Source organism: Nocardioides dongkuii (genome assembly GCF_014127485.1).
Taxonomy (GTDB): domain Bacteria; phylum Actinomycetota; class Actinomycetes; order Propionibacteriales; family Nocardioidaceae; genus Nocardioides; species Nocardioides dongkuii.
The window spans coordinates 3,031,833-3,049,514 of sequence record NZ_CP059903.1 but is presented as its reverse complement, the minus strand read 5'-3'; the positions used below and the strand labels follow the sequence as shown (position 1 = coordinate 3,049,514).

Sequence of the window (17,682 nt, the reverse complement as noted above, 5' to 3'; positions counted from 1 at the left end):
TGCCGCTCCGTGCTGCGCTGCCTAGCGTGAGTCGTCCCATCCTCTCTCGGACAGGACTCGGCCATGAACCCACGCTCCGCACCCGCCGCCCTGATGTCGGTGGTCGTGTTCCTCACGTGCCTGGTCGGCCTCGCCGCGACCTCGACCACCGCGCACGCGACGTACCCGGGCACGGACGGACGGATCGCCTTCGTCCGCGGCACCCAGGTCTACTCCATGGACCAGTCGGGCAGGGACGTCAGGCAGCTGACCTCGACCGGCCGCAGCTCGCGCCCGACGTGGTCCCCCGACGGTCGGCGGATCGCCTTCATCCGCGAGGCGGGCGGGCGCCGCGACGTCTGGGTGATGGCGGCGAACGGCAGCGACGAGCGGCGCGTGACGACCTCGGGCGCCGTCACCAGCGCGGGCGCCACGTGGTCCCCGGACGGCCGGCGGCTCGCCTACGCCGAGCCGGGAGCCGACGGCTGGTCCCAGCTGATGACGATCCGGTCGACGGCGCCGTACGGCGCGCCGCGGGTCATCACGGGAGACCAGACCGGTGGCTTCTGCGGAGGCGACGACGCGGAGATGCAGCCGGTGCGGGTCAACCAGTACCTCGCCTGGTCGCCCGACGGCACCCGGATCGCGGTGCGCACCGACTCCGACTGCCGCCTCGACTTCCGCGTCGACCACTACTACGTCGCCACGGGGGAGTCGCGGATGGTCCTCGAGTCCGGCGGGGACTGCTGCGGGTACGTCGACTACACCAACCTCTTCTGGGGGCCGGGCAACCAGTTCGGCTACACCGAGCGGGACCGGGGCGAGTACGGCGAGGACACGGACGCGCCCACCTACATCGTCTACCCCGGCTTCCAGTCGGTGGCCGGCGACACCGGTGGCGCCCCGTCCCCGTCCGGCGCCTTCCTCGCGCTGAGCACCACCGCGTCCGGCACCTCGGTGATCGTGCGTGCCCGGGCCGACGGCTCAGCCCGCACCGTCCTCACCCGGGGCTCCCAGCCGGACTGGCAGGCGCGACCGCGCTGAGCAGCCGCGGTCAGGCCGGCGCCGGCTTCTCCTCGGGGTCTGCCGGATCGGCAGGCGGGGTGATCGGCGCCGGCGGGTCGGCCAGCGCGGAGAGGTAGCGCAGCGCGACCGCGACCATCGCCGCGACGGGGACCGAGAGGAACGCGCCGGCGATCCCGAACAGCGTCGAGCCGACGGTGACCGCCAGGATCACCACGCCGGGGTGGAGCTGCATCGCGCGCGACTGGAGCCACGGCTGGAGGACGTTCCCCTCGAGCTGCTGGACGAGGATGATCGCGATCAGCACGATGGCCGCGCCCTCGACGCCCACGGAGACCAGCGCGACGAGGACGGCGAGCGCGCCGACGACGAACGCCCCGATGATCGGGACGAAGCCGCCGATGAAGGTCAGCACCGCGAGCGGCACCGCCAGCGGGACGCCCACCACGGCCAGCGCGACGCCGATGAGGATGGCGTCGACGAGGCTGACGATGGCCTGGGTCCGCACGAAGCCGCCGAGCGTCGTCCACACCTGGTCCAGCACCTGGTCGAGGTGGCGGCCCGCCCGTGGCCCGGTCACCCCCGCCGCCCAGGGCCGGAACCGGTGGCCGTCCTTGAGGAAGAGGAAGGTCAGCACCAGCGTCAGCGCCATGGTGACCAGCCACGAGGAGATCGCGTTCACGCCGACGAGGACCCCGCTGGCGATCGAGCCGGCGCTGTCGCCGATCCGGTCACGGACGTCGCTGGCCGCGGTGTCCATCTGGTCCTGGGAGACCAGGTTCCGCTCGACCGCCCAGTCGCGCAGCTGGTCGAGGCCCTCGGTCGCGTCGGAGGCGATCTGGTCGCTCTGCCCGGAGACCGAGGGCGCGATCGCGATCACGCCGCCGCCGATCACGGCGAACGCGCCGAGCATCACCAGGCCGGCGGCCAGGCCGCGGGGGATCGGCGTACGCCGCGCCACGAGGTTGCTGACCGGCTGCAGCACCGACGCCAGGATCAGCGCCAGGAAGGCCGGGAGCAGGGCGACCCAGAGGACGCCGACCAGCCACCCGAGGATCGCCGCCGCGACCGCCACGCCCACCCAGCGCCAGGACCAGCCGGCCAGCCAGCGCAGGCCGGCCCCGACCCGCTCCTCGCGTCCGGGTGTCCCAGGTGTCCCCGGGGCCGCGGCGTCCACGGGGGAGCCGGGGGCGGAGCCCGGGGTGGGCTCGGACGGGGCAGCGTGGGACGTCATGAGCACCGAGTACCCGGAGAGGGCCTCTGTCGGACACGGAGAGGAGCAGGTCCACCCCGCCGGGCGTCAGGCGGCCGTGTCAGTCGAAGACGTCGACGTGCACGTGGTCGCGGTGCTCCAGGATCGCCCGGTCGCCCGAGCGGGACGGGGGGTCGTAGTCGCGCCAGCCGTCCCCGGAGCGCCGGGCCTGCCAAATCTTGGCGTCGAAGATGACGGTCTGCACGCCGAGCCGGTCGGCGTGCGCGACCAGGTACTGCGCGATCGCCCAGCCGCGCACGTTGTTCGACTCGGTGACCGGCCGCACGAAGATGTCGACCGCCCGGCCCTCGTAGTGGGTCGAGCCCTCCATGTGCCCGGTCCGGACGCCGCCCGGCTCGAAGCCGCCGAGGGACAGGTCGCCGAACGCGGCCTCCACGTCACGGCGTACGACGTCGGCGCGGCGGACCAGGCCGCTGGCCAGGAGCCGGTCGGGCGCCTCCTCGGCGTCGTCGTCGATGTCGCAGGAGAACGCGCCCGGCGAGTTGCCGGTGAGCGCGGAGGCCAGCACCCGGGCGTCCGCCTCGTGGTCGGCGTACGCGTCGGGGTACGCCGAGCGCTGCACGGTCTGCGCCGCCTCGGTGACCTCCAGCGAGCGGTAGTCCTCGACCTCGACGAGCTCGTCGTAGAACGCGTTGATCGCGAAGACCGGGTCCAGCACCTCCTCCTCGGTGCCCCAGCCCTGGGACGGCCGCTGCTGGAACAGCCCGAGCGAGTCGGCGTCGCCGTACTCGAGGTTGGCGATCTTGGACTCCTGGTACGCCGTGGCGAGCGCGATCGTCGCGGCGCGCGCCGGCAGGCCGCGGCGGACCGCGATCGCGGTGATGAGCGCGGCGTTCTCGGCCTGCTCCAGGTCGAGCGCCACCGTGGCGCCGTCGACGGTCGCGCTGCACTGCTCGCCCCCGAGCAGGCGGGAGTCGCGCACCGCGTCGACGCCGTACAGGACCGCCGCGGTGCCCACCACCGCGACGCCCGCCAGCGCCAGCCCGCTCCTGATCCTCACGGGACCAGTCTCCGGGCGCGGCGAAACACGGGGACGCAGGGCATCGAGAGGGCCTCGCTAGTTGGCGTGCAGGGCGGCGTTCAGGGCGACGCCCTCCGAGCGCCACGGGACGGCCTCCATCGCGCCGGTGACCGAGTTGCGGCGGAACAGCACGTTGCTCGCGCCGGAGAGGTCCTGGGCCTTGACCACGCGCGGCTTGCCCTCGAGGTCGGTGATCGTGACCTTGGTGCCGGCGGTGACGTAGCACCCGGCCTCGACCACGCAGTCGTCGCCGAGGGAGATGCCGAGACCGGAGTTGGCGCCGAGCAGGCAGCGGCGGCCGATCGAGATGACCTGGGTGCCGCCACCGGAGAGGGTGCCCATGATCGAGGCGCCGCCGCCGACGTCCGACCCGTCGCCGACGAGCACGCCCGCGGAGATCCGGCCCTCGACCATGGAGGTGCCGAGCGTGCCGGCGTTGAAGTTCACGAAGCCCTCGTGCATGACGGTCGTGCCCTCGGCGAGGTGCGCGCCGAGGCGGACCCGGTCGGCGTCGGCGATCCGGACGCCCGACGGCACGACGTAGTCGACCATCCGGGGGAACTTGTCGACACCGTGCACGGTGACGTGCTGGCCGGACGCCCGCAGCCGGGCGCGGGTGAGCTCGAAGCCGGCCACCGCGCAGGGGCCCGCCGAGGTCCACACGACGTTGGTGAGCAGCCCGAAGATGCCGTCGACGGAGATCTCGTGCGGCACGGCCAGCCGCGTGCTGAGCAGGTGCAGGCGCAGCCAGGCGTCCTCGGTGCTCGTCGGCCCGGCCTGCAGGTCGGCGACCTCGACGAGCCGGACCTCGCGGGTCACGCCGCGCACCGCGTCGGGCGTCGCCAGCGCGGTCAGCTCCTCCGGGGCCTCCGCGCCGTCGTGCTCGCCGAGTGACGGCGCCGGGAACCAGACGTCCAGGATCGTGCCGGTGGAGTCGAGGGTGGTGAGGCCGTAGCCGTGGGCGGTTCGGGGAGCGTCGTTCACGCTGTCGGATGCTACCTGCGCGGCCACCCGCGGGTTGAGCCGTGCTCTAGCGTCGGAGTGGTGACTCGTGTAGCGCTGGCCCTCGGCTCCGGTGGCCCACGCGGCTACGCCCACATCGGCGCGGTCCGCGCGATCGAGGAGCGCGAGTGCACGATCGTCGCGGTCGCCGGCACCTCGATGGGAGCCCTCGTCGGGGGCCTGATGGCGGCCGGGCGCGTCGAGGACTTCGCGCGGTGGGCGACCGCGCTCACCCGGCGCGACGTCCTCGGGCTGCTCGACCCCTCGATCACCTCCCACGGGATGATCACCGCGAACCGGCTGATCGACGCCCTCGCCGACATCATCACCGACGAGGCCATCGAGGACCTCGGCGTGCCGTTCACGGCGGTCGCCACGGACCTCGCGGCCCGCCGGGAGGTGTGGTTCCAGCGCGGGCCCCTCCGGGCCGCGGTGCGTGCCTCCATCGCGATCCCAGGCTTCTTCACGCCGGTCATGCTCAACGGCCGGCTCCTCGTCGACGGTGGCCTGATCAACCCGGTGCCGCTCGAGCCGATGGCCGCTGTCCCCTGCGACCTGACCGTCGCGGTCTCCCTCACCGGCCCCCGCCAGGGGCGCGAGCACACCACCCCGCGGCGGGAGTCCGCGGCCCCCCAGCGCCTGGAGGAGTGGCGCGAGCGGTGGCACCGCACCGTCGCGACGCTGACCGGCCGCGAGGAGCGGGACGTCGCGGACGGCGAGGCCGAGCGGCTGGCCGACGTGGAGGCGGGGACCGGCTGGGGGACCGAGCGGCTGCCCACCGACCTCGGGCTCGTGGACCTGACGGCGCAGTCCTTCGAGGCGATGCAGGACCTGGTGGGCCGCTACCGGATGGCCGCCCTGCCCGCGGACGTCCTCGTCACCGTGCCGGTCGACGCCTGCGGGTCGATGGACTTCCACCGCGCGGCCGAGATGATCGCGCTCGGGCACCGGCTCACCAGCGACGCCCTGGACCGGGCCGGGGTCGGGCTCCGTCGCCCGGTGTGACCCGGACCAGGCACCGGAGAATGTCGGCGTTCTCACGCCGCCGTCGACTCCGGTCCCGGGTGGTGGCGTGCCTACCGTAAGGACATGACCGTCCAGTTCCCCCACCTGCTGTCCTCGGGACGCATCGGTCCCATGGCTCTCACCAACCGCATCGTCCTCCCGGCGATGGACATGAACGTGTCCGAGCACGGTGAGATCGAGCAGGCCGAGATCGACCACTACGTGGCCCGCGCCGCCGGCGGCGCCGGCCTGGTGATCACCGGCGCGTGCGCGATCGCCTTCCCCGTCGGCGCGGCCTCCATGAAGGAGCCCGGTCTCTCGGACGACAAGTACATCCCAGGCCTCAGGGCGCTCGCCGACGCCATCCACGCCGCCGGCAGCAAGCTGTGCATCCAGTCGACCCACCACGGCAAGGTCGCCCGGGTCGACGTCGCCAACGGCCGTCCGGTGCTGGCCCCGAACCAGCCGGACTACAGCTATGACATGTCCGCTCTGGCCGACAGCACCCCCGGCGAGCTGGCTCGGATGGGTGCGGCCACGGCCGGCAAGCCGACCGTCTACCAGGACATGACCCACGAGGACATCGCCTGGCTGGTCACCACCTGGGCCGACGCCGCCGAGCGGGTCGCCGAGGCCGGCGCCGACGCGATCGAGATCCACGCCGCGCACGGCTACATCCTCGGCGTCTTCCTCAACCAGCGCGACAACCAGCGCACCGACGAGTACGGCGGATCGCTGGTCAACCGGGCCCGCCTCGCCTGCGAGGTCATCAGCGCGGTCAAGGAGCGGGTGGGCGACCGGCTCGCGGTGCTGGTCCGGGTCGCCGGCGAGGAGTACGGCCAGGACGGCGGCCTCTCGCTCCCGGAGTCGATCGAGGCCGCCCAGCTCTTCGAGGCCGCCGGCGCCGACGCGATCCACGTGACCGGGTGGGGCCGCAACCCCTTCGACAACTTCACCGACGGCCCGCTGCCCGACAAGGTCGGCGCCTACCTGGACAACGCCGCCGCGATCAAGAAGAGGGTCGGGATCCCGGTCATCGCCGTCGGCCGGATGCTGCCGGAGGTCGCGGAGAAGGCCCTGGCCAAGGGCCGGATCGACTACGCCGCGATGGGGCGCCAGCTGCTGACCGACCCCGAGCTGCCGAACAAGCTCCGCGACGGGCGCCGCGACGAGGTCCGCCCCTGCATCAACTGCTACCTGTGCGTCGCGGAGAACTTCTTCGACGACACCCCGTTCTGCGCGGTCAACCCCGCGCTCGGCAACGAGGCGCTGCTCCCGCTGAAGCCGGCGTCGCAGACCAAGCACGTGGTCGTCGTCGGCGCAGGGCCCGCCGGCCTGGAGAGCGCCCGTGTGCTCACCGAGCGGGGCCACCGCGTCACCGTGGTCGACAAGGCCGACCGCCTCGGGGGCACCATGTGGTTCTCCACGATGACCACCCCGGACAACGAGCGGCTGCTGCGCTGGCTGACCTCGGAGATCCAGCGGCTCGGCGTCGCCGTACGGCTGAACACGCTCGCCGACGTGGAGACGATCCGCGCGCTCCGCCCCGACCACGTCGTGGTGGCCACCGGCGCGGTCCGCCCCAAGCCCGACATCCCCGGCGGCGAGCTGCCGATCGTGCAGACCGGCGACACCCTGCGCGCGCTGATGCTCGGCACCGCCACCGCCGAGGAGGCCGGACCGGTGCTGCGCACCCTGGGCAGGGTGGGCCGCCTCTCCGGGCTCACCAAGCGCCCCGGGTTCGTGCGCCGGCTGACCAAGGGCTTCCTGCCGATGGGCAAGGAGGTCGTGGTGATCGGCGGCTCCCTGGTGGGCCTCGAGCTCGCCGAGTTCCTCGCCGAGCGCGGCCGCCGGGTGACCCTCCTGCACGAGCAGCAGCAGCTCGGCCTGCCGCTGGCGATGCCGCGGCGCTGGACCGCGGTGCGCCGCGCCACCGAGCACGGCGTGCGGATCCACCGCAACGTCTCGGTCACCCGGATCACCGAGTCCGGCGTCGAGTGGACCGAGGGCACCGAGAGCCACTCCGCCCCGGCGGACATGGTGATCTACGCCGACGGCACCTCCGCCGCCGCGCCGCTGGCCGACGAGCTGCGCGCCGCCGGTCTCAGCGTCGACGTCGTGGGTGACGCGGGCGAGGTCAACTACATCCACGGCGCCATCCACTCCTCGTGGGAGGTCGCCACCGCGCTGTGAGGCCGTCCGGCCCGCCGGTGGTCCACCATGGGTCCCGGGAGGTCAGCTGACGATGCGTCCGGTCTTCGTGCTGCACGAGCACCACCGCCCACGCCACCACTTCGACCTCCGGCTGGAGGAGGACGGCGTGCTGCGCTCGTGGGCGGTCCCGAAGGGGTTGCCGACGGACTCCCGCCGCGACCGGCTCGCGGTGGCGGTGCCTGACCACGACCTCGGCCACGCGGCGTACACCGACGAGCACAAGGAGATCGCCGACCACGGCTGGTGGGAGCTGCTCGACCGCACCGAGCGGCGGTTCGTGTTCGTGCTGCACGGGACGGCGGGCAGCCGCCGGTACGCGCTCATCGACACGGGCACCGACTGGCTGCTGCACCTCACCAAGGAGCAGCCCTGACGGGCCGGCTCAGTCGTCGTCCTCGTTCTCGACCTCGGTCCCGAGCACCTCGCCGGACGCCGCGTCGACGGTGACGGTCTGCTCGGTCGCGGCGTTCTCGTCGAACTGCACGTCCCAGACGGCCCTGCCGGCGTTCTCGTCGAGGTCGAGGCCGGTGATCGTGCCGGACGAGACGGCGGTCCGCGCGGCCTCCACGGCACCCGCGGGGTCGACGGTGGCCTCGCTCAGCAGCCGCCTCCGCTCGGCGCGGTCGTCGGCGTCGTCGCGGTCCTCGACCGGGTCGACGGTCACGGCGGCGCCGTCGCCGCCGACCGTCAGGTCGAAGAGGCGCCCGTCGCCGTCGACGACCTCCGCCTCCCAGCGTTGGGGCACCTGGTCGAGGCTGTACAGCCTGCCTCCGGGGACCGCGTCGGCAGCCGTCGTCGCCGCCGCGAGCACGACCGCGTCGTCGCCCGCGGGTGCGGCGGTGGTGGGCGAGGCGTCGGTGGGCGAGGCGTCGGTGGGCGAGGCGGGGGTCGGCGTGGGTGTGGGCGTGGGGGCGGCCGAGCTCTCCGCGGAGGAGCCGGTGCCGCCGTCGTCGTCGTCCCCGCAGGCGACCAGCCCCAGGGCGAGTGGCCCGGCGATCAGCGCGGCCAGGACGGAGGTGCGGGCGTTGCGGCCGATGCTCATCGGGCCTCCAGAGGGAGAGGGTGAGCTCCCATCGTCGGGCGGAGCGACCGAGCCGGGGAAGGGTCCTATGGCCGGGGCACCGTGGTCCCGTGCCGGTCGGGCGGGTGCCGCAGGGGTGGGGCGAGCCGGCCGGAACCCGGTGTGCACGTCCGGCCACGAGCGCCTACGCTGGGGCCACAGGCGTTCGAGCCGTCATCAGCGGCGAGCCTCCGGAAGAACGGTCTCGACACGCTCGACCAGCGAGCGAGGGACTCAGTAGAACCGGACGGGTGGGCCCGTCACAGCCGTCGCGAGAGTGGTCCCGCGAGGGGCAAGCAGGGTGGTACCGCGGTCCTCGGATCGTCCCTGCGGTGATCGATCCACTACACCGCAGGAGTGCACCCATGACCTACCCGAAGGTCACGCTGTCCGAGTCCGGCACGGTCCCCTCGAGCCCGGCGTTCCCCGCGCTCGAGGAGCGGGTGCTCGCCTACTGGGACGCCGACGGCACGTTCCAGGCCAGCATCGACCAGCGCGACGCCGGCGAGGACGGCGCGAACGAGTTCGTCTTCTACGACGGCCCGCCGTTCGCCAACGGGCTGCCGCACTACGGCCACCTGCTGACCGGGTACGTCAAGGACCTGGTCCCGCGCTACCAGACGATGCGCGGCAAGCGCGTCGAGCGCCGCTTCGGCTGGGACACCCACGGCCTGCCCGCCGAGCTCGAGGCGATGCGCCTCAACGGGATCAAGACCACCGACGAGATCGTCGAGATGGGCATCGACCGGTTCAACGAGGCGTGCCGCGAGTCGGTGATGACCTACACCGGCGAGTGGCGCGAGTACGTCACCCGCCAGGCGCGCTGGGTCGACTTCGACCACGACTACCGGACCATGAACCCCGACTACATGGAGTCGGTGATCTGGGCGTTCAAGTCCCTCTACGACAAGGGCCTGGTCTACGAGGGCTTCCGCGTCCTGCCGTACTGCTGGAACGACGAGACGCCGCTGTCCAACCACGAGCTGCGGATGGACGACGACGTCTACCAGGTGCGCCAGGACCCGGCCGTCACGGTGGGCTACGACATCGTCTCCGAGGGCGACCTGCACGGGGCCAAGCTGCTCGTCTGGACGACCACGCCGTGGACGCTGCCGTCCAACCTCGCGGTGATGGTCGGCGAGGACATCGACTACGTCGCCGTCCTCGCCGACGGGGTGCGCTACGTCCTGGCCGAGGCGCGGCTGGGCGGGTACGCCCGGGAGCTCGGCGAGAGCCCCGAGGTCGTCTGGCGCGGCACCGGCGCGGACCTGGTGGGGCTGACGTACACGCCGCCGTTCTCCTACTACCTCGGCCACGAGAACGCCTTCCGCGTCGTCGCCGCGGAGTTCGTGACCACGACCGACGGCACCGGGCTGGTGCACACCGCCGGCGCCTTCGGTGAGGACGACAAGGTGGTCACCGACCGCGAGGGCATCGAGGCCGTGATGCCGGTCGGCAAGGACGGGCGGTTCACCCACCCCGTCGTGGAGTACGAGGGCATGCAGGTCTTCGACGCCAACCCGCACATCATCGACCACCTCAAGGCGGCCACCCGGGGCGAGGGCGACGCCGGTGCGGTCACGCCCGGCACCGTGCTGCTGCGCCGCGAGACCTACGACCACTCCTACCCGCACTGCTGGCGCTGCCGGGAGCCGCTGATCTACAAGGGCGTCTCGTCGTGGTTCGTCGAGGTCACCGCGATCAAGGAGCGGATGCTCGAGCTCAACCAGCAGATCCGCTGGGTGCCCGACCACATCCGCGACGGGCAGTTCGGCCGGTGGCTGGAGAACGCCCGCGACTGGTCGATCACCCGCAACCGCTTCTGGGGCTCCCCGGTGCCGGTCTGGAAGAGCGACGACCCGGCGTACCCCCGCCTGGACGTGTACGGCTCGTTCGCCGAGATCGAGCGCGACTTCGGCCGGCTGCCGCGCGGCAAGGACGGCGAGCCCGACCTGCACCGGCCCTACGTCGACGACCTGGTGCGCCCGAACCCCGACGACCCGACCGGCCGGTCGATGATGCGCCGCGTCACCGACGTGCTCGACGTGTGGTTCGACTCCGGGTCGATGTCGTTCGCGCAGGTGCACTACCCCTTCGAGAACGCCGAGTGGTTCGACGGGACCGCGCAGCGCAAGGGCCACTTCCCGGGCGACTTCATCGTCGAGTACATCGGCCAGACCCGCGGCTGGTTCTACACGCTGCACATCCTGGCGACCGCGCTGTTCGACAAGCCGGCGTTCGAGGCGTGCGTCAGCCACGGCATCGTGCTGGGCTCCGACGGCAACAAGATGAGCAAGTCGCTGCGCAACTACCCCGACGTCCGCGAGGTCTTCGACCGCGACGGCGCCGACGCGATGCGCTGGTTCCTGATGTCCTCGCCGATCCTGCGCGGCGGCAACCTGGTCGTCACCGAGCAGGGCATCCGCGAGTCGGTGCGGCAGGTGCTGATGCCGCTGTGGAACAGCTGGTACTTCTTCTCGCTCTACGCCAACGCCGCGCGTGACGGGCAGGGGCACGAGGCGACCGCGCGCACCGACTCCGCGGACCCGCTGGACCGCTACCTGCTCGCCAAGTGCCGCCAGTACGTCGAGCAGATGACCGCCTCGCTCGACGACTACGCCGTCGCGGACGCCTGCGACGCGACCCGGTCGTTCCTCGACGTGCTCACCAACTGGTACATCCGCCGCTCCCGCGACCGGTTCTGGGGCGACAACGCCGACGCCTTCGACACCCTCTACACGGTGCTCGAGGTCGTCTGCCGCACCACCGCGCCGCTGCTGCCGCTGACCACCGAGGAGGTCTGGCGCGGGCTGACCGGCGGCCGGTCGGTGCACCTCACCGACTGGCCCTCGGCCGACGAGCTGCCGGCCGACGAGGCGCTGGTCTCCGCGATGGACCAGGTGCGCGACGTCTGCTCGGCGACATCCGCGCTGCGCAAGGCCGCGGGCCTGCGCAACCGGCTGCCGCTCGCGACGCTGACGGTCGTGGTCGAGGACCCGGCCGCGCTGGCCGGCTTCGAGGGCATCGTCCGCGACGAGGTGAACGTCAAGGACGTCCGCCTGCTGGCCGCGGACGCGCCGGAGGCCGCGTCGTACGGCGTCTCGCGGAAGCTGACCGTCAACGCCCGGGCCGCCGGCCCGCGGCTCGGCCGGTCGGTGCAGGACGCCATCAAGGGCTCGAAGTCCGGCGACTGGTCGGTGGCCGACGACGGCACCGTCACCGCCGGCGGGCTGGTGCTGGAGGAGGGGGAGTACACCCTCGAGACGGTCGCCGGCGCCGCCGACGACAGCTCCGCGGTCGGCATGCTGCCCGGCGGCGGGTTCGTCGTCCTCGACACCGCCGTGACGCCGGAGCTGGCGGCCGAGGGCCTGGCCCGCGACCTGGTGCGCGCGGTCCAGCAGGCCCGCCGCGACGCCGGCCTCGACGTCTCCGACCGGATCGCGCTCGTGGTCGGCGGCTCGGACGCCGTGCAGGCCGCGGCCCGCGCCCACGAGGCGCTGGTCACCGGCGAGACGCTCGCGACGTCGTACGACGTGCGGCCGGCCGCCGAGGTCGTCGGCAGCGTCGCGGAGGTCGCCGTCGGCGACGGCGAGAAGGCGACCGTCTCGGTCACCCGCGCCTGACCCCCACCCCCCAGCAGTAAGCCGAGTCGGCGCGAATGTTCGCTTTCTCCACAGGGAGGGCGGACACAAGCGCCGACTCGGCGTACAACTCACGCCGACTCGGCGTACGAGGGGGTCAGCCGGTGAGGCCGAGGCGGGTGGCCTGCTTGTCGAGGTGGGCGAGCACCTCGTCCTCGGACTTGTCCGGCACGCCCCAGATCAGCTCGGTGACGCCGGCCTCGGCCCAGGCGGCCAGGTCGGCGGGGTCGGGGCGGAACGCGATCAGCACCCGGATGTCCGGGATCCCGTCGCGGCCGGCTTCGGCCCAGGCCGTCTTCAGCGCCGCGATCTGCCCGGAGATGTCGGTCTGGGTCGGGGTGGTCATCCAGCCGTCGGCGTGCTCGGCGATCCAGCGGAACGTCTTCGGCCCGCCGCCGGCGCCGATGATCAGCGGGACGTGCGCCTGGACGGGCTTGGGGTAGGCCCACGAGGGCCCGAACGAGACGAACTCGCCCTCGTAGGAGGCCTCCTCCTGGGTCCACAGCGCGCGCATCGCCTGGACGTACTCCTTGAGGACCGTACGCCGCTTGGCCGCCGGCACGTGGTGGTCGGCGAGCTCGTCGGTGTTCCACCCGAAGCCGGCGCCGATCGTCACCCGGCCGCCGGAGAGGTGGTCGAGCGTGGCGATCGTCTTGGCGAGCGTGATCGGGTCGGACTCCACCGGCAGCGCCACCGCGGTGGACAAGCCGATCCGCGTCGTGACGGCGGCGGCGGTCGCGAGCGAGACCCAGGGGTCGAGGGTGCGCAGGTAGCGGTCGTCGGGCAGCGTCTCGTCGCCGGTGCCCGGGTGCGCCGCCTCCCGCTTGACCGGGATGTGGGTGTGCTCGGGGACGTAGATCGTGTCGAACCCCCGGTCCTCCCCGGCCTTGGCGAGGGTGGCCGGCGCGATGCCGCGGTCGGAGGTGAACAGGACGAGGCCGTTGCGCATGGGCCGAGACTAGAACGTGTTCCAGTGGCAGGGAAGTCGAACTGGACACCTGTCCAGATGGCGAGGCCGGGCCGGCGGCGGGGGCGGCTGGTTGGATGGGCGCCATGACGACCCTGGACCTCTCCGCCGACGCCGTCACCCTCACCCGCCAGCTGGTCGACATCGAGTCGGTCAGCCTCGGCGAGCAGGCGATCGCCGACGCCGTCGAGGCGGCGCTCCGGACGCTGCCCCACCTCGAGGTCGTACGCCGGGGCAACACCGTCGTCGCGCGCACCGACCTCGGCCGCGACGAGCGGGTCGTGATCGCCGGCCACCTCGACACCGTGCCGGTCAACGACAACCTGCCGAGCCGGCTCGAGGACGGCGTCCTGCACGGCCTCGGCACCTGCGACATGAAGGGCGGGGACGCGGTGATCCTCCGGCTCGCCGCCACCGTGCCCGAGCCGGTCCGCGACGTGACCTACATCCTCTACGAGGGCGAGGAGATCGAGGCCGAGCACAACGGCCTCCTGCACCTCGCCGAGAGCGACCCCGACCTGATGGCCGCCGACTTCGCGATCCTGATGGAGCCCTCCAACGCGGTGGTCGAGGCGGGCTGCCAGGGCACCCTGCGCGTCGAGGTCCGCACCACCGGCGAGCGCGCCCACTCCGCGCGGAGCTGGCGCGGGGTCAACGCCATCCACGGCGCCGGGGAGGTGCTGGCCCGGCTGAACGCCTACGAGGCGCGCATGCCGGTCATCGACGGGCTGGAGTACCACGAGGGGCTGAACGCGGTCTTCATCCGCGGCGGCGTCGCGGGCAACGTGCTGCCCGACGAGTGCGTCGTCGAGGTCAACTTCCGGTTCGCGCCCGACCGCAGCGAGGCGGAGGCGGAGCGGTTCGTCCGCGACGTCTTCGAGGGGTACGACGTGCGGCTCACCGACACCGCGCCGGGCGCGCTGCCCGGGCTGGACCGCCCGGCCGCGAAGGCGTTCATCGCGGCGGTCGGCGGCGAGGTCGCCCCGAAGTTCGGCTGGACCGACGTCGCGCGCTTCACCGCGCTCGGCGTGCCGGCGGTCAACTACGGGCCGGGGGACCCGATGCTGGCCCACAAGCAGGAGGAGCACGTGCCGGTCGCGGACATCGAGCGGTGCGAGTCCCGGCTGCGCGACTGGCTGGAGGGACGCTGAGATGGTGCGCTCGAAGTTCAAGGGCCCGGTGATCCAGCGCCGTCAGCAGGTCGACCACAGCACCACCGACCAGCGGCTGCTCGACTCCCGGGGGCCCTCGGACTGGGTGCACACCGATCCATGGCGCGTCATGAGGATTCAAGCCGAGTTCGTGGAGGGCTTCGGCGCATTGGCCGAGCTCGGTCCGGCGATCGCGGTCTTCGGCTCCGCGCGCACGCCCGCCGACCACCCGACGTACGCCCTGGGCGAGCGGGTCGGCCGAGCGCTGGCGGAGGCGGGGTTCGCGGCGATCACCGGCGGCGGCCCGGGGGTGATGGAGGCGGTCAACAAGGGTGCGAGCGAGGCGGGCGGGGTCAGCGTCGGCCTCGGCATCGAGCTGCCGTGGGAGGCCGAGCTCAACTCCTGGGTCGACGTCGGCGTCAACTTCCGCTACTTCTTCGCCCGCAAGACGATGTTCGTGAAGTACTCCCAGGGCTACATCACGCTGCCCGGCGGCCTCGGCACCCTCGACGAGCTCTTCGAGGCGATGACGCTCGTGCAGACCGAGAAGGTCACCTCGTTCCCCATCGTGCTGCTCGGCGTCGAGGAGTGGTCCGGGCTGCTGGCCTGGATGCGCGCGACGATGCTCGCCGACGGCCGGATCACCCAGGACGACCTCGACTCGCTGGTGCTCACCGACGACGTCGACGAGGCGGTCGCGGTGATGGTCGCCGCGCGGGAGGCGAACCCGTCGTGATGTGGCTCTTCGCGGTCCTCGTCGTGCTGCTGATGGGCGGGGTCGCCGTGGTCGCCGCGGGTCGCGGGACCCCGATGGCCGAGGCGTACGACGACCGGCCGGACGCCCTGGTCCCGGCCACCGGCCCGCTGAGCGCCGACGACCTGCGCCGGGTCCGGTTCCCGCTCGCCTTCCGGGGCTACCGGATGGCGGAGGTCGACGCTCTCCTGGACCGGCTCGCGGCCGAGCGGGAGGCCGTGGAGGCCGCGGACGCCGATGGCGACGCACCGCGGGCGTAGGGCAGACTGCCCGCCGTGTCGACCGCCGTCATCGTCTACGTCCTGACCGCGCTGGGCGCCGTGGTCGTGGTCCTCACCCGGCTCCGGCTGGGCCGGGGCGCCGGCGGAGCGGGCCGCCTCGAGGTCGGCCGCCGACTGCTCGACCTGCACACCGGTGCCGGCGTGCTCGCGCTGGCCGTCTGGGTGGCCTTCCTGGTCGCGCCCGCGGACACCGTCGTCGGGGGCAGCGGGGTCGGCATCCTCGCCATCGGGCTGTGGTGGCTGGTGGCGCTCGCCGGCCTGCTCATCCTGGTGCGCTGGCTGCCGAGCCGCGGCCGGCACGCCTCCGAGGGTCGCGGCGACACCTGGTCGGAGGGGCCGGGGCTCTCCATCCTCGCCCACGTCGGCATGGTCGTCGGCGTCGCCGTGTTCACCTGGGCCTACCTCAAGGAGTACGTCTGACCATGCGCCGTCCCGGAGCGCTGCTCGCCGTCCTCGCGCTGGTCACCGGCCTCGCGCCGGCCGCGCCCGCGGCCGCTGCGCCGTCGGCGGCCCCCGACCCCACCGTGGTCGAGCGCCGGGTGCTCGGCGAGTCGGTGCAGGGGCGCGACATCGTCGCCTGGCGCCTCGGCGAGCGCCGCCCCGGCGTCGAGACGGTCGTGCTGGTCGCGACGATGCACGGCGACGAGTCGGCGACCCGCCAGATCCTGCGCGCGCTGGTCGACGGCGGGCCGGTCCGCGACCTCGACCTGTGGGTGGTGCCGACGTACAACCCGGACGGGCTGGCCGCCGGGTCCCGCCGCAACGCGCGCGGCGTCGACCTCAACCGCAACTACCCGTTCAACTGGGTCGACCTCGACGGCCGCTACGAGTCCGGGCCGCGAGCGGCCTCGGAGCCCGAGACGCGGGCGATGATGAGGTTCCTGCGGCGCGTGCGGCCCGACCACGTGCTGAGCTTCCACCAGCCGCTGCACGGCGTGGACACCGACACCAAGCGGCCGCGCTTCGCCCGCCGGGTCGCGCGGGTGCTGGACCTGCCGACGAAGACCTTCGACTGCGGCGGCGTGTGCCACGGCACGATGACCGGCTGGTTCAACCACCGGTTCCGCGGCGACGCGCTCACCGTGGAGTACGGCGCGCGCCCCGGCCGGCGGCTGATGCGCCGCGTGGCGCCCGAGCGGGTGCTGCGGGTCTTCGGCGCCTGGCGCGGCTACCGGACCGTCGAGGAGTCCCCGCACCCCGGCTGAGGGCTCACCGGCCCTCGAAGGCCGGCTTCTCCTTCGCGACGAACGCCGCGACCGCGCGCCGGTGGTCCTCGGTGGCACCGGAGAGCTGCATCATCTCGCTCTCGAAGGCGAGCGCCTCCTCGAAGGTGTGCCCCGCGGCGTACGCCACCGACCGGCGCATCGCGCCGAGGGCGACCGTCGGGCCCGCCGCGAGCCGCTCGGCGAGCTCCCGGGCGCGCGCGGCCAACTCGTCGGCCGGCACCACCTCGGTGGCCAGCCCGAGGCTGAGCGCCTCCTCGGCGCGCACCGTGCGGGGCTGGTAGAGCAGCTCCATCGCCTTGGCGCGGCCCACCAGCAGCGGCAGGTGGTAGCTGGCGCCGGTGTCGCAGGAGAGCGCGACGTTGGCGAAGGCGAGGTTGAAGCCCGCGGTGTCGGCGACCAGGCGCAGGTCGCAGGCGAAGGCGAGGCTCGCGCCGGCGCCGGCGGCGACGCCGTTGACCGCCGCGATGACGGGCTTGGCCATGCCGGCGAGCGCGCCGACGATCGGGTTGTAGTGGTCGTCGACGGTGCGGAACAGGGCGTCGCTGCCGCCGTTCTCGAGCAGCTGCACGTGCTCCTTGAGGTCCTGGCCGGTGCAGAACGCGCGGCCGGTGCCGGTCAGCAGCACGCAGCGGGCGGCGGGGTCCTCGGCGACCTGCTGGACGGTCTCGCGGAGCAGGACCTTGGTGGCCACGTCGAGGCTGTTCATGGCCTCAGGACGGTTCAGGGTGATGGTGGCGACCCCGTCGGTGAGGTCGAGGAGCACGGGTGCGTCGGTCATGGCGCGCAGTCTGCCGCACCCGTTCCCGGACACTGTGGCGCGGGCCACCGCCCGGATAGGGGATAATGGTCCGCGCACACGGCGTGGTGGGCCGCTCCCGGCCCCGCACGTCCCCTGATCACAAGGAAGAGGTGCCGGATGGCGGCGATGAAGCCGCGGACGGGCGACGGTCCGCTGGAGGTCACCAAGGAAGGACGCGGCATCGTGATGCGCGTCCCCCTCGAGGGCGGGGGTCGACTCGTCGTCGAGCTCAACGCCGACGAGGCCGGCGCTCTCGGGAATGCCCTCAAGGACGTCGTGGGCTGAG

At 73.2% G+C, this 17,682-nt stretch carries 17 protein-coding genes; 11 read left to right on the top strand and 6 right to left on the bottom strand.

Annotated elements, in window-relative coordinates; genetic code table 11:
* Positions 1-63: 63 nt before the first annotated feature.
* On the top strand, positions 64-1,023 hold the full coding sequence (locus tag H4O22_RS14710; RefSeq protein WP_182524119.1) for a TolB family protein: 960 nt from the start codon (positions 64-66) through the stop codon (positions 1,021-1,023).
* A 10-nt stretch (positions 1,024-1,033) separates the two neighbouring features.
* Here H4O22_RS14710 and H4O22_RS14705 read toward each other — a convergent pair whose 3' ends face one another.
* The 3 genes from H4O22_RS14705 to dapD form a co-directional block, all read right to left on the bottom strand.
* Positions 1,034-2,236 (bottom strand): AI-2E family transporter, encoded by a 1,203-nt coding sequence (locus tag H4O22_RS14705; protein WP_182524118.1) that lies wholly within the window; start codon positions 2,234-2,236, stop codon positions 1,034-1,036.
* 79 nt (positions 2,237-2,315) lie between these two features.
* Positions 2,316-3,275: a VldE C-terminal domain-containing protein gene (locus tag H4O22_RS14700; RefSeq protein ID WP_182524117.1), complete on the bottom strand. Its 960-nt coding sequence runs from the start codon at positions 3,273-3,275 to the stop codon at positions 2,316-2,318.
* A gap of 57 nt (positions 3,276-3,332) precedes the next feature.
* Positions 3,333-4,280 (bottom strand): 2,3,4,5-tetrahydropyridine-2,6-dicarboxylate N-succinyltransferase, encoded by a 948-nt coding sequence (dapD, locus tag H4O22_RS14695; protein WP_182524116.1) that lies wholly within the window; start codon positions 4,278-4,280, stop codon positions 3,333-3,335.
* 60 nt (positions 4,281-4,340) lie between these two features.
* On the opposite strand from dapD, the gene H4O22_RS14690 reads away from it, so the two are divergent.
* The 3 genes from H4O22_RS14690 (at position 4,341) to H4O22_RS14680 (ending at position 7,890) form a co-directional block, all read left to right on the top strand.
* Positions 4,341-5,303, top strand: coding sequence for a patatin-like phospholipase family protein (locus H4O22_RS14690; protein WP_220451173.1), 963 nt, complete (start codon positions 4,341-4,343; stop codon positions 5,301-5,303).
* A gap of 84 nt (positions 5,304-5,387) precedes the next feature.
* Positions 5,388-7,496, top strand: coding sequence for an NAD(P)/FAD-dependent oxidoreductase (locus H4O22_RS14685; RefSeq protein WP_182524115.1), 2,109 nt, complete (start codon positions 5,388-5,390; stop codon positions 7,494-7,496).
* Positions 7,497-7,548: 52 nt separating this feature from the next.
* A complete protein-coding gene (locus H4O22_RS14680) occupies positions 7,549-7,890 on the top strand; it encodes a DNA polymerase ligase N-terminal domain-containing protein (protein ID WP_182524114.1) in 342 nt (113 codons plus the stop codon).
* Positions 7,891-7,899: 9 nt separating this feature from the next.
* On the opposite strand, the gene H4O22_RS14675 is transcribed toward H4O22_RS14680, so the two are convergent.
* Positions 7,900-8,559 (bottom strand): PepSY domain-containing protein, encoded by a 660-nt coding sequence (locus tag H4O22_RS14675; protein ID WP_182524113.1) that lies wholly within the window; start codon positions 8,557-8,559, stop codon positions 7,900-7,902.
* Positions 8,560-8,942: 383 nt separating this feature from the next.
* Here H4O22_RS14675 and ileS point away from each other — a divergent pair, with 383 nt between their 5' ends.
* Positions 8,943-12,200 carry an isoleucine--tRNA ligase gene (gene ileS / locus H4O22_RS14670; protein WP_182524112.1) on the top strand — a complete coding sequence of 1,086 codons (3,258 nt, stop codon included), beginning with the start codon at positions 8,943-8,945 and terminating at the stop codon, positions 12,198-12,200.
* A gap of 115 nt (positions 12,201-12,315) precedes the next feature.
* On the opposite strand, the gene H4O22_RS14665 is transcribed toward ileS, so the two are convergent.
* Positions 12,316-13,167: an LLM class F420-dependent oxidoreductase gene (locus tag H4O22_RS14665; RefSeq protein WP_182524111.1), complete on the bottom strand. Its 852-nt coding sequence runs from the start codon at positions 13,165-13,167 to the stop codon at positions 12,316-12,318.
* A gap of 104 nt (positions 13,168-13,271) precedes the next feature.
* On the opposite strand from H4O22_RS14665, the gene dapE reads away from it, so the two are divergent.
* The 5 genes from dapE to H4O22_RS14640 are packed head-to-tail and all read left to right on the top strand — an operon-like array spanning position 13,272 to position 16,576.
* Positions 13,272-14,336: a succinyl-diaminopimelate desuccinylase gene (gene dapE, locus H4O22_RS14660; RefSeq protein ID WP_182524110.1), complete on the top strand. Its 1,065-nt coding sequence runs from the start codon at positions 13,272-13,274 to the stop codon at positions 14,334-14,336.
* Position 14,337: 1 nt separating this feature from the next.
* Positions 14,338-15,072 (top strand): LOG family protein, encoded by a 735-nt coding sequence (locus H4O22_RS14655; RefSeq protein ID WP_182524109.1) that lies wholly within the window; start codon positions 14,338-14,340, stop codon positions 15,070-15,072.
* Positions 15,072-15,350 (top strand): DivIVA domain-containing protein, encoded by a 279-nt coding sequence (locus H4O22_RS14650; protein WP_182527157.1) that lies wholly within the window; start codon positions 15,072-15,074, stop codon positions 15,348-15,350. The genes H4O22_RS14655 and H4O22_RS14650 overlap by 1 nt, the downstream gene beginning before the upstream one ends.
* 15 nt (positions 15,351-15,365) lie before the next feature.
* Positions 15,366-15,791, top strand: a complete 426-nt coding sequence (locus tag H4O22_RS14645; RefSeq protein WP_182524108.1) for a hypothetical protein — start codon at positions 15,366-15,368, stop codon at positions 15,789-15,791.
* A gap of 2 nt (positions 15,792-15,793) precedes the next feature.
* Entirely contained in the window at positions 15,794-16,576 is a 783-nt protein-coding gene (locus tag H4O22_RS14640) for a M14 family zinc carboxypeptidase (protein WP_182524107.1), read from the top strand.
* A 4-nt stretch (positions 16,577-16,580) separates the two neighbouring features.
* Here H4O22_RS14640 and H4O22_RS14635 read toward each other — a convergent pair whose 3' ends face one another.
* Entirely contained in the window at positions 16,581-17,375 is a 795-nt protein-coding gene (locus tag H4O22_RS14635; protein WP_182524106.1) for an enoyl-CoA hydratase/isomerase family protein, read from the bottom strand.
* Positions 17,376-17,513: 138 nt separating this feature from the next.
* On the opposite strand from H4O22_RS14635, the gene H4O22_RS14630 reads away from it, so the two are divergent.
* Positions 17,514-17,681, top strand: a complete 168-nt coding sequence (locus H4O22_RS14630) for a DUF3117 domain-containing protein (protein ID WP_182527156.1) — start codon at positions 17,514-17,516, stop codon at positions 17,679-17,681.
* Position 17,682: the final 1 nt, after the last annotated feature.

What these genes read in the sequence shown, in the direction of transcription:
- H4O22_RS14710 (WP_182524119.1), top strand. Translation starts at nt 64, where the DNA reads ATGAACCCACGCTCCGCACCCGCCGCCCTGATGTCGGTGGTCGTGTTC.
- H4O22_RS14705 (WP_182524118.1), bottom strand. Translation starts at nt 2,236, where the DNA reads ATGACGTCCCACGCTGCCCCGTCCGAGCCCACCCCGGGCTCCGCCCCC.
- H4O22_RS14685 (WP_182524115.1), top strand. Translation starts at nt 5,388, where the DNA reads ATGACCGTCCAGTTCCCCCACCTGCTGTCCTCGGGACGCATCGGTCCC.
- H4O22_RS14680 (WP_182524114.1), top strand. Translation starts at nt 7,549, where the DNA reads ATGCGTCCGGTCTTCGTGCTGCACGAGCACCACCGCCCACGCCACCAC.
- H4O22_RS14675 (WP_182524113.1), bottom strand. Translation starts at nt 8,559, where the DNA reads ATGAGCATCGGCCGCAACGCCCGCACCTCCGTCCTGGCCGCGCTGATC.
- ileS (WP_182524112.1), top strand. Translation starts at nt 8,943, where the DNA reads ATGACCTACCCGAAGGTCACGCTGTCCGAGTCCGGCACGGTCCCCTCG.
- H4O22_RS14665 (WP_182524111.1), bottom strand. Translation starts at nt 13,167, where the DNA reads ATGCGCAACGGCCTCGTCCTGTTCACCTCCGACCGCGGCATCGCGCCG.
- dapE (WP_182524110.1), top strand. Translation starts at nt 13,272, where the DNA reads ATGACGACCCTGGACCTCTCCGCCGACGCCGTCACCCTCACCCGCCAG.
- H4O22_RS14655 (WP_182524109.1), top strand. Translation starts at nt 14,338, where the DNA reads ATGGTGCGCTCGAAGTTCAAGGGCCCGGTGATCCAGCGCCGTCAGCAG.
- H4O22_RS14650 (WP_182527157.1), top strand. Translation starts at nt 15,072, where the DNA reads ATGTGGCTCTTCGCGGTCCTCGTCGTGCTGCTGATGGGCGGGGTCGCC.
- H4O22_RS14640 (WP_182524107.1), top strand. Translation starts at nt 15,794, where the DNA reads ATGCGCCGTCCCGGAGCGCTGCTCGCCGTCCTCGCGCTGGTCACCGGC.
- H4O22_RS14635 (WP_182524106.1), bottom strand. Translation starts at nt 17,375, where the DNA reads ATGACCGACGCACCCGTGCTCCTCGACCTCACCGACGGGGTCGCCACC.
- H4O22_RS14630 (WP_182527156.1), top strand. Translation starts at nt 17,514, where the DNA reads ATGGCGGCGATGAAGCCGCGGACGGGCGACGGTCCGCTGGAGGTCACC.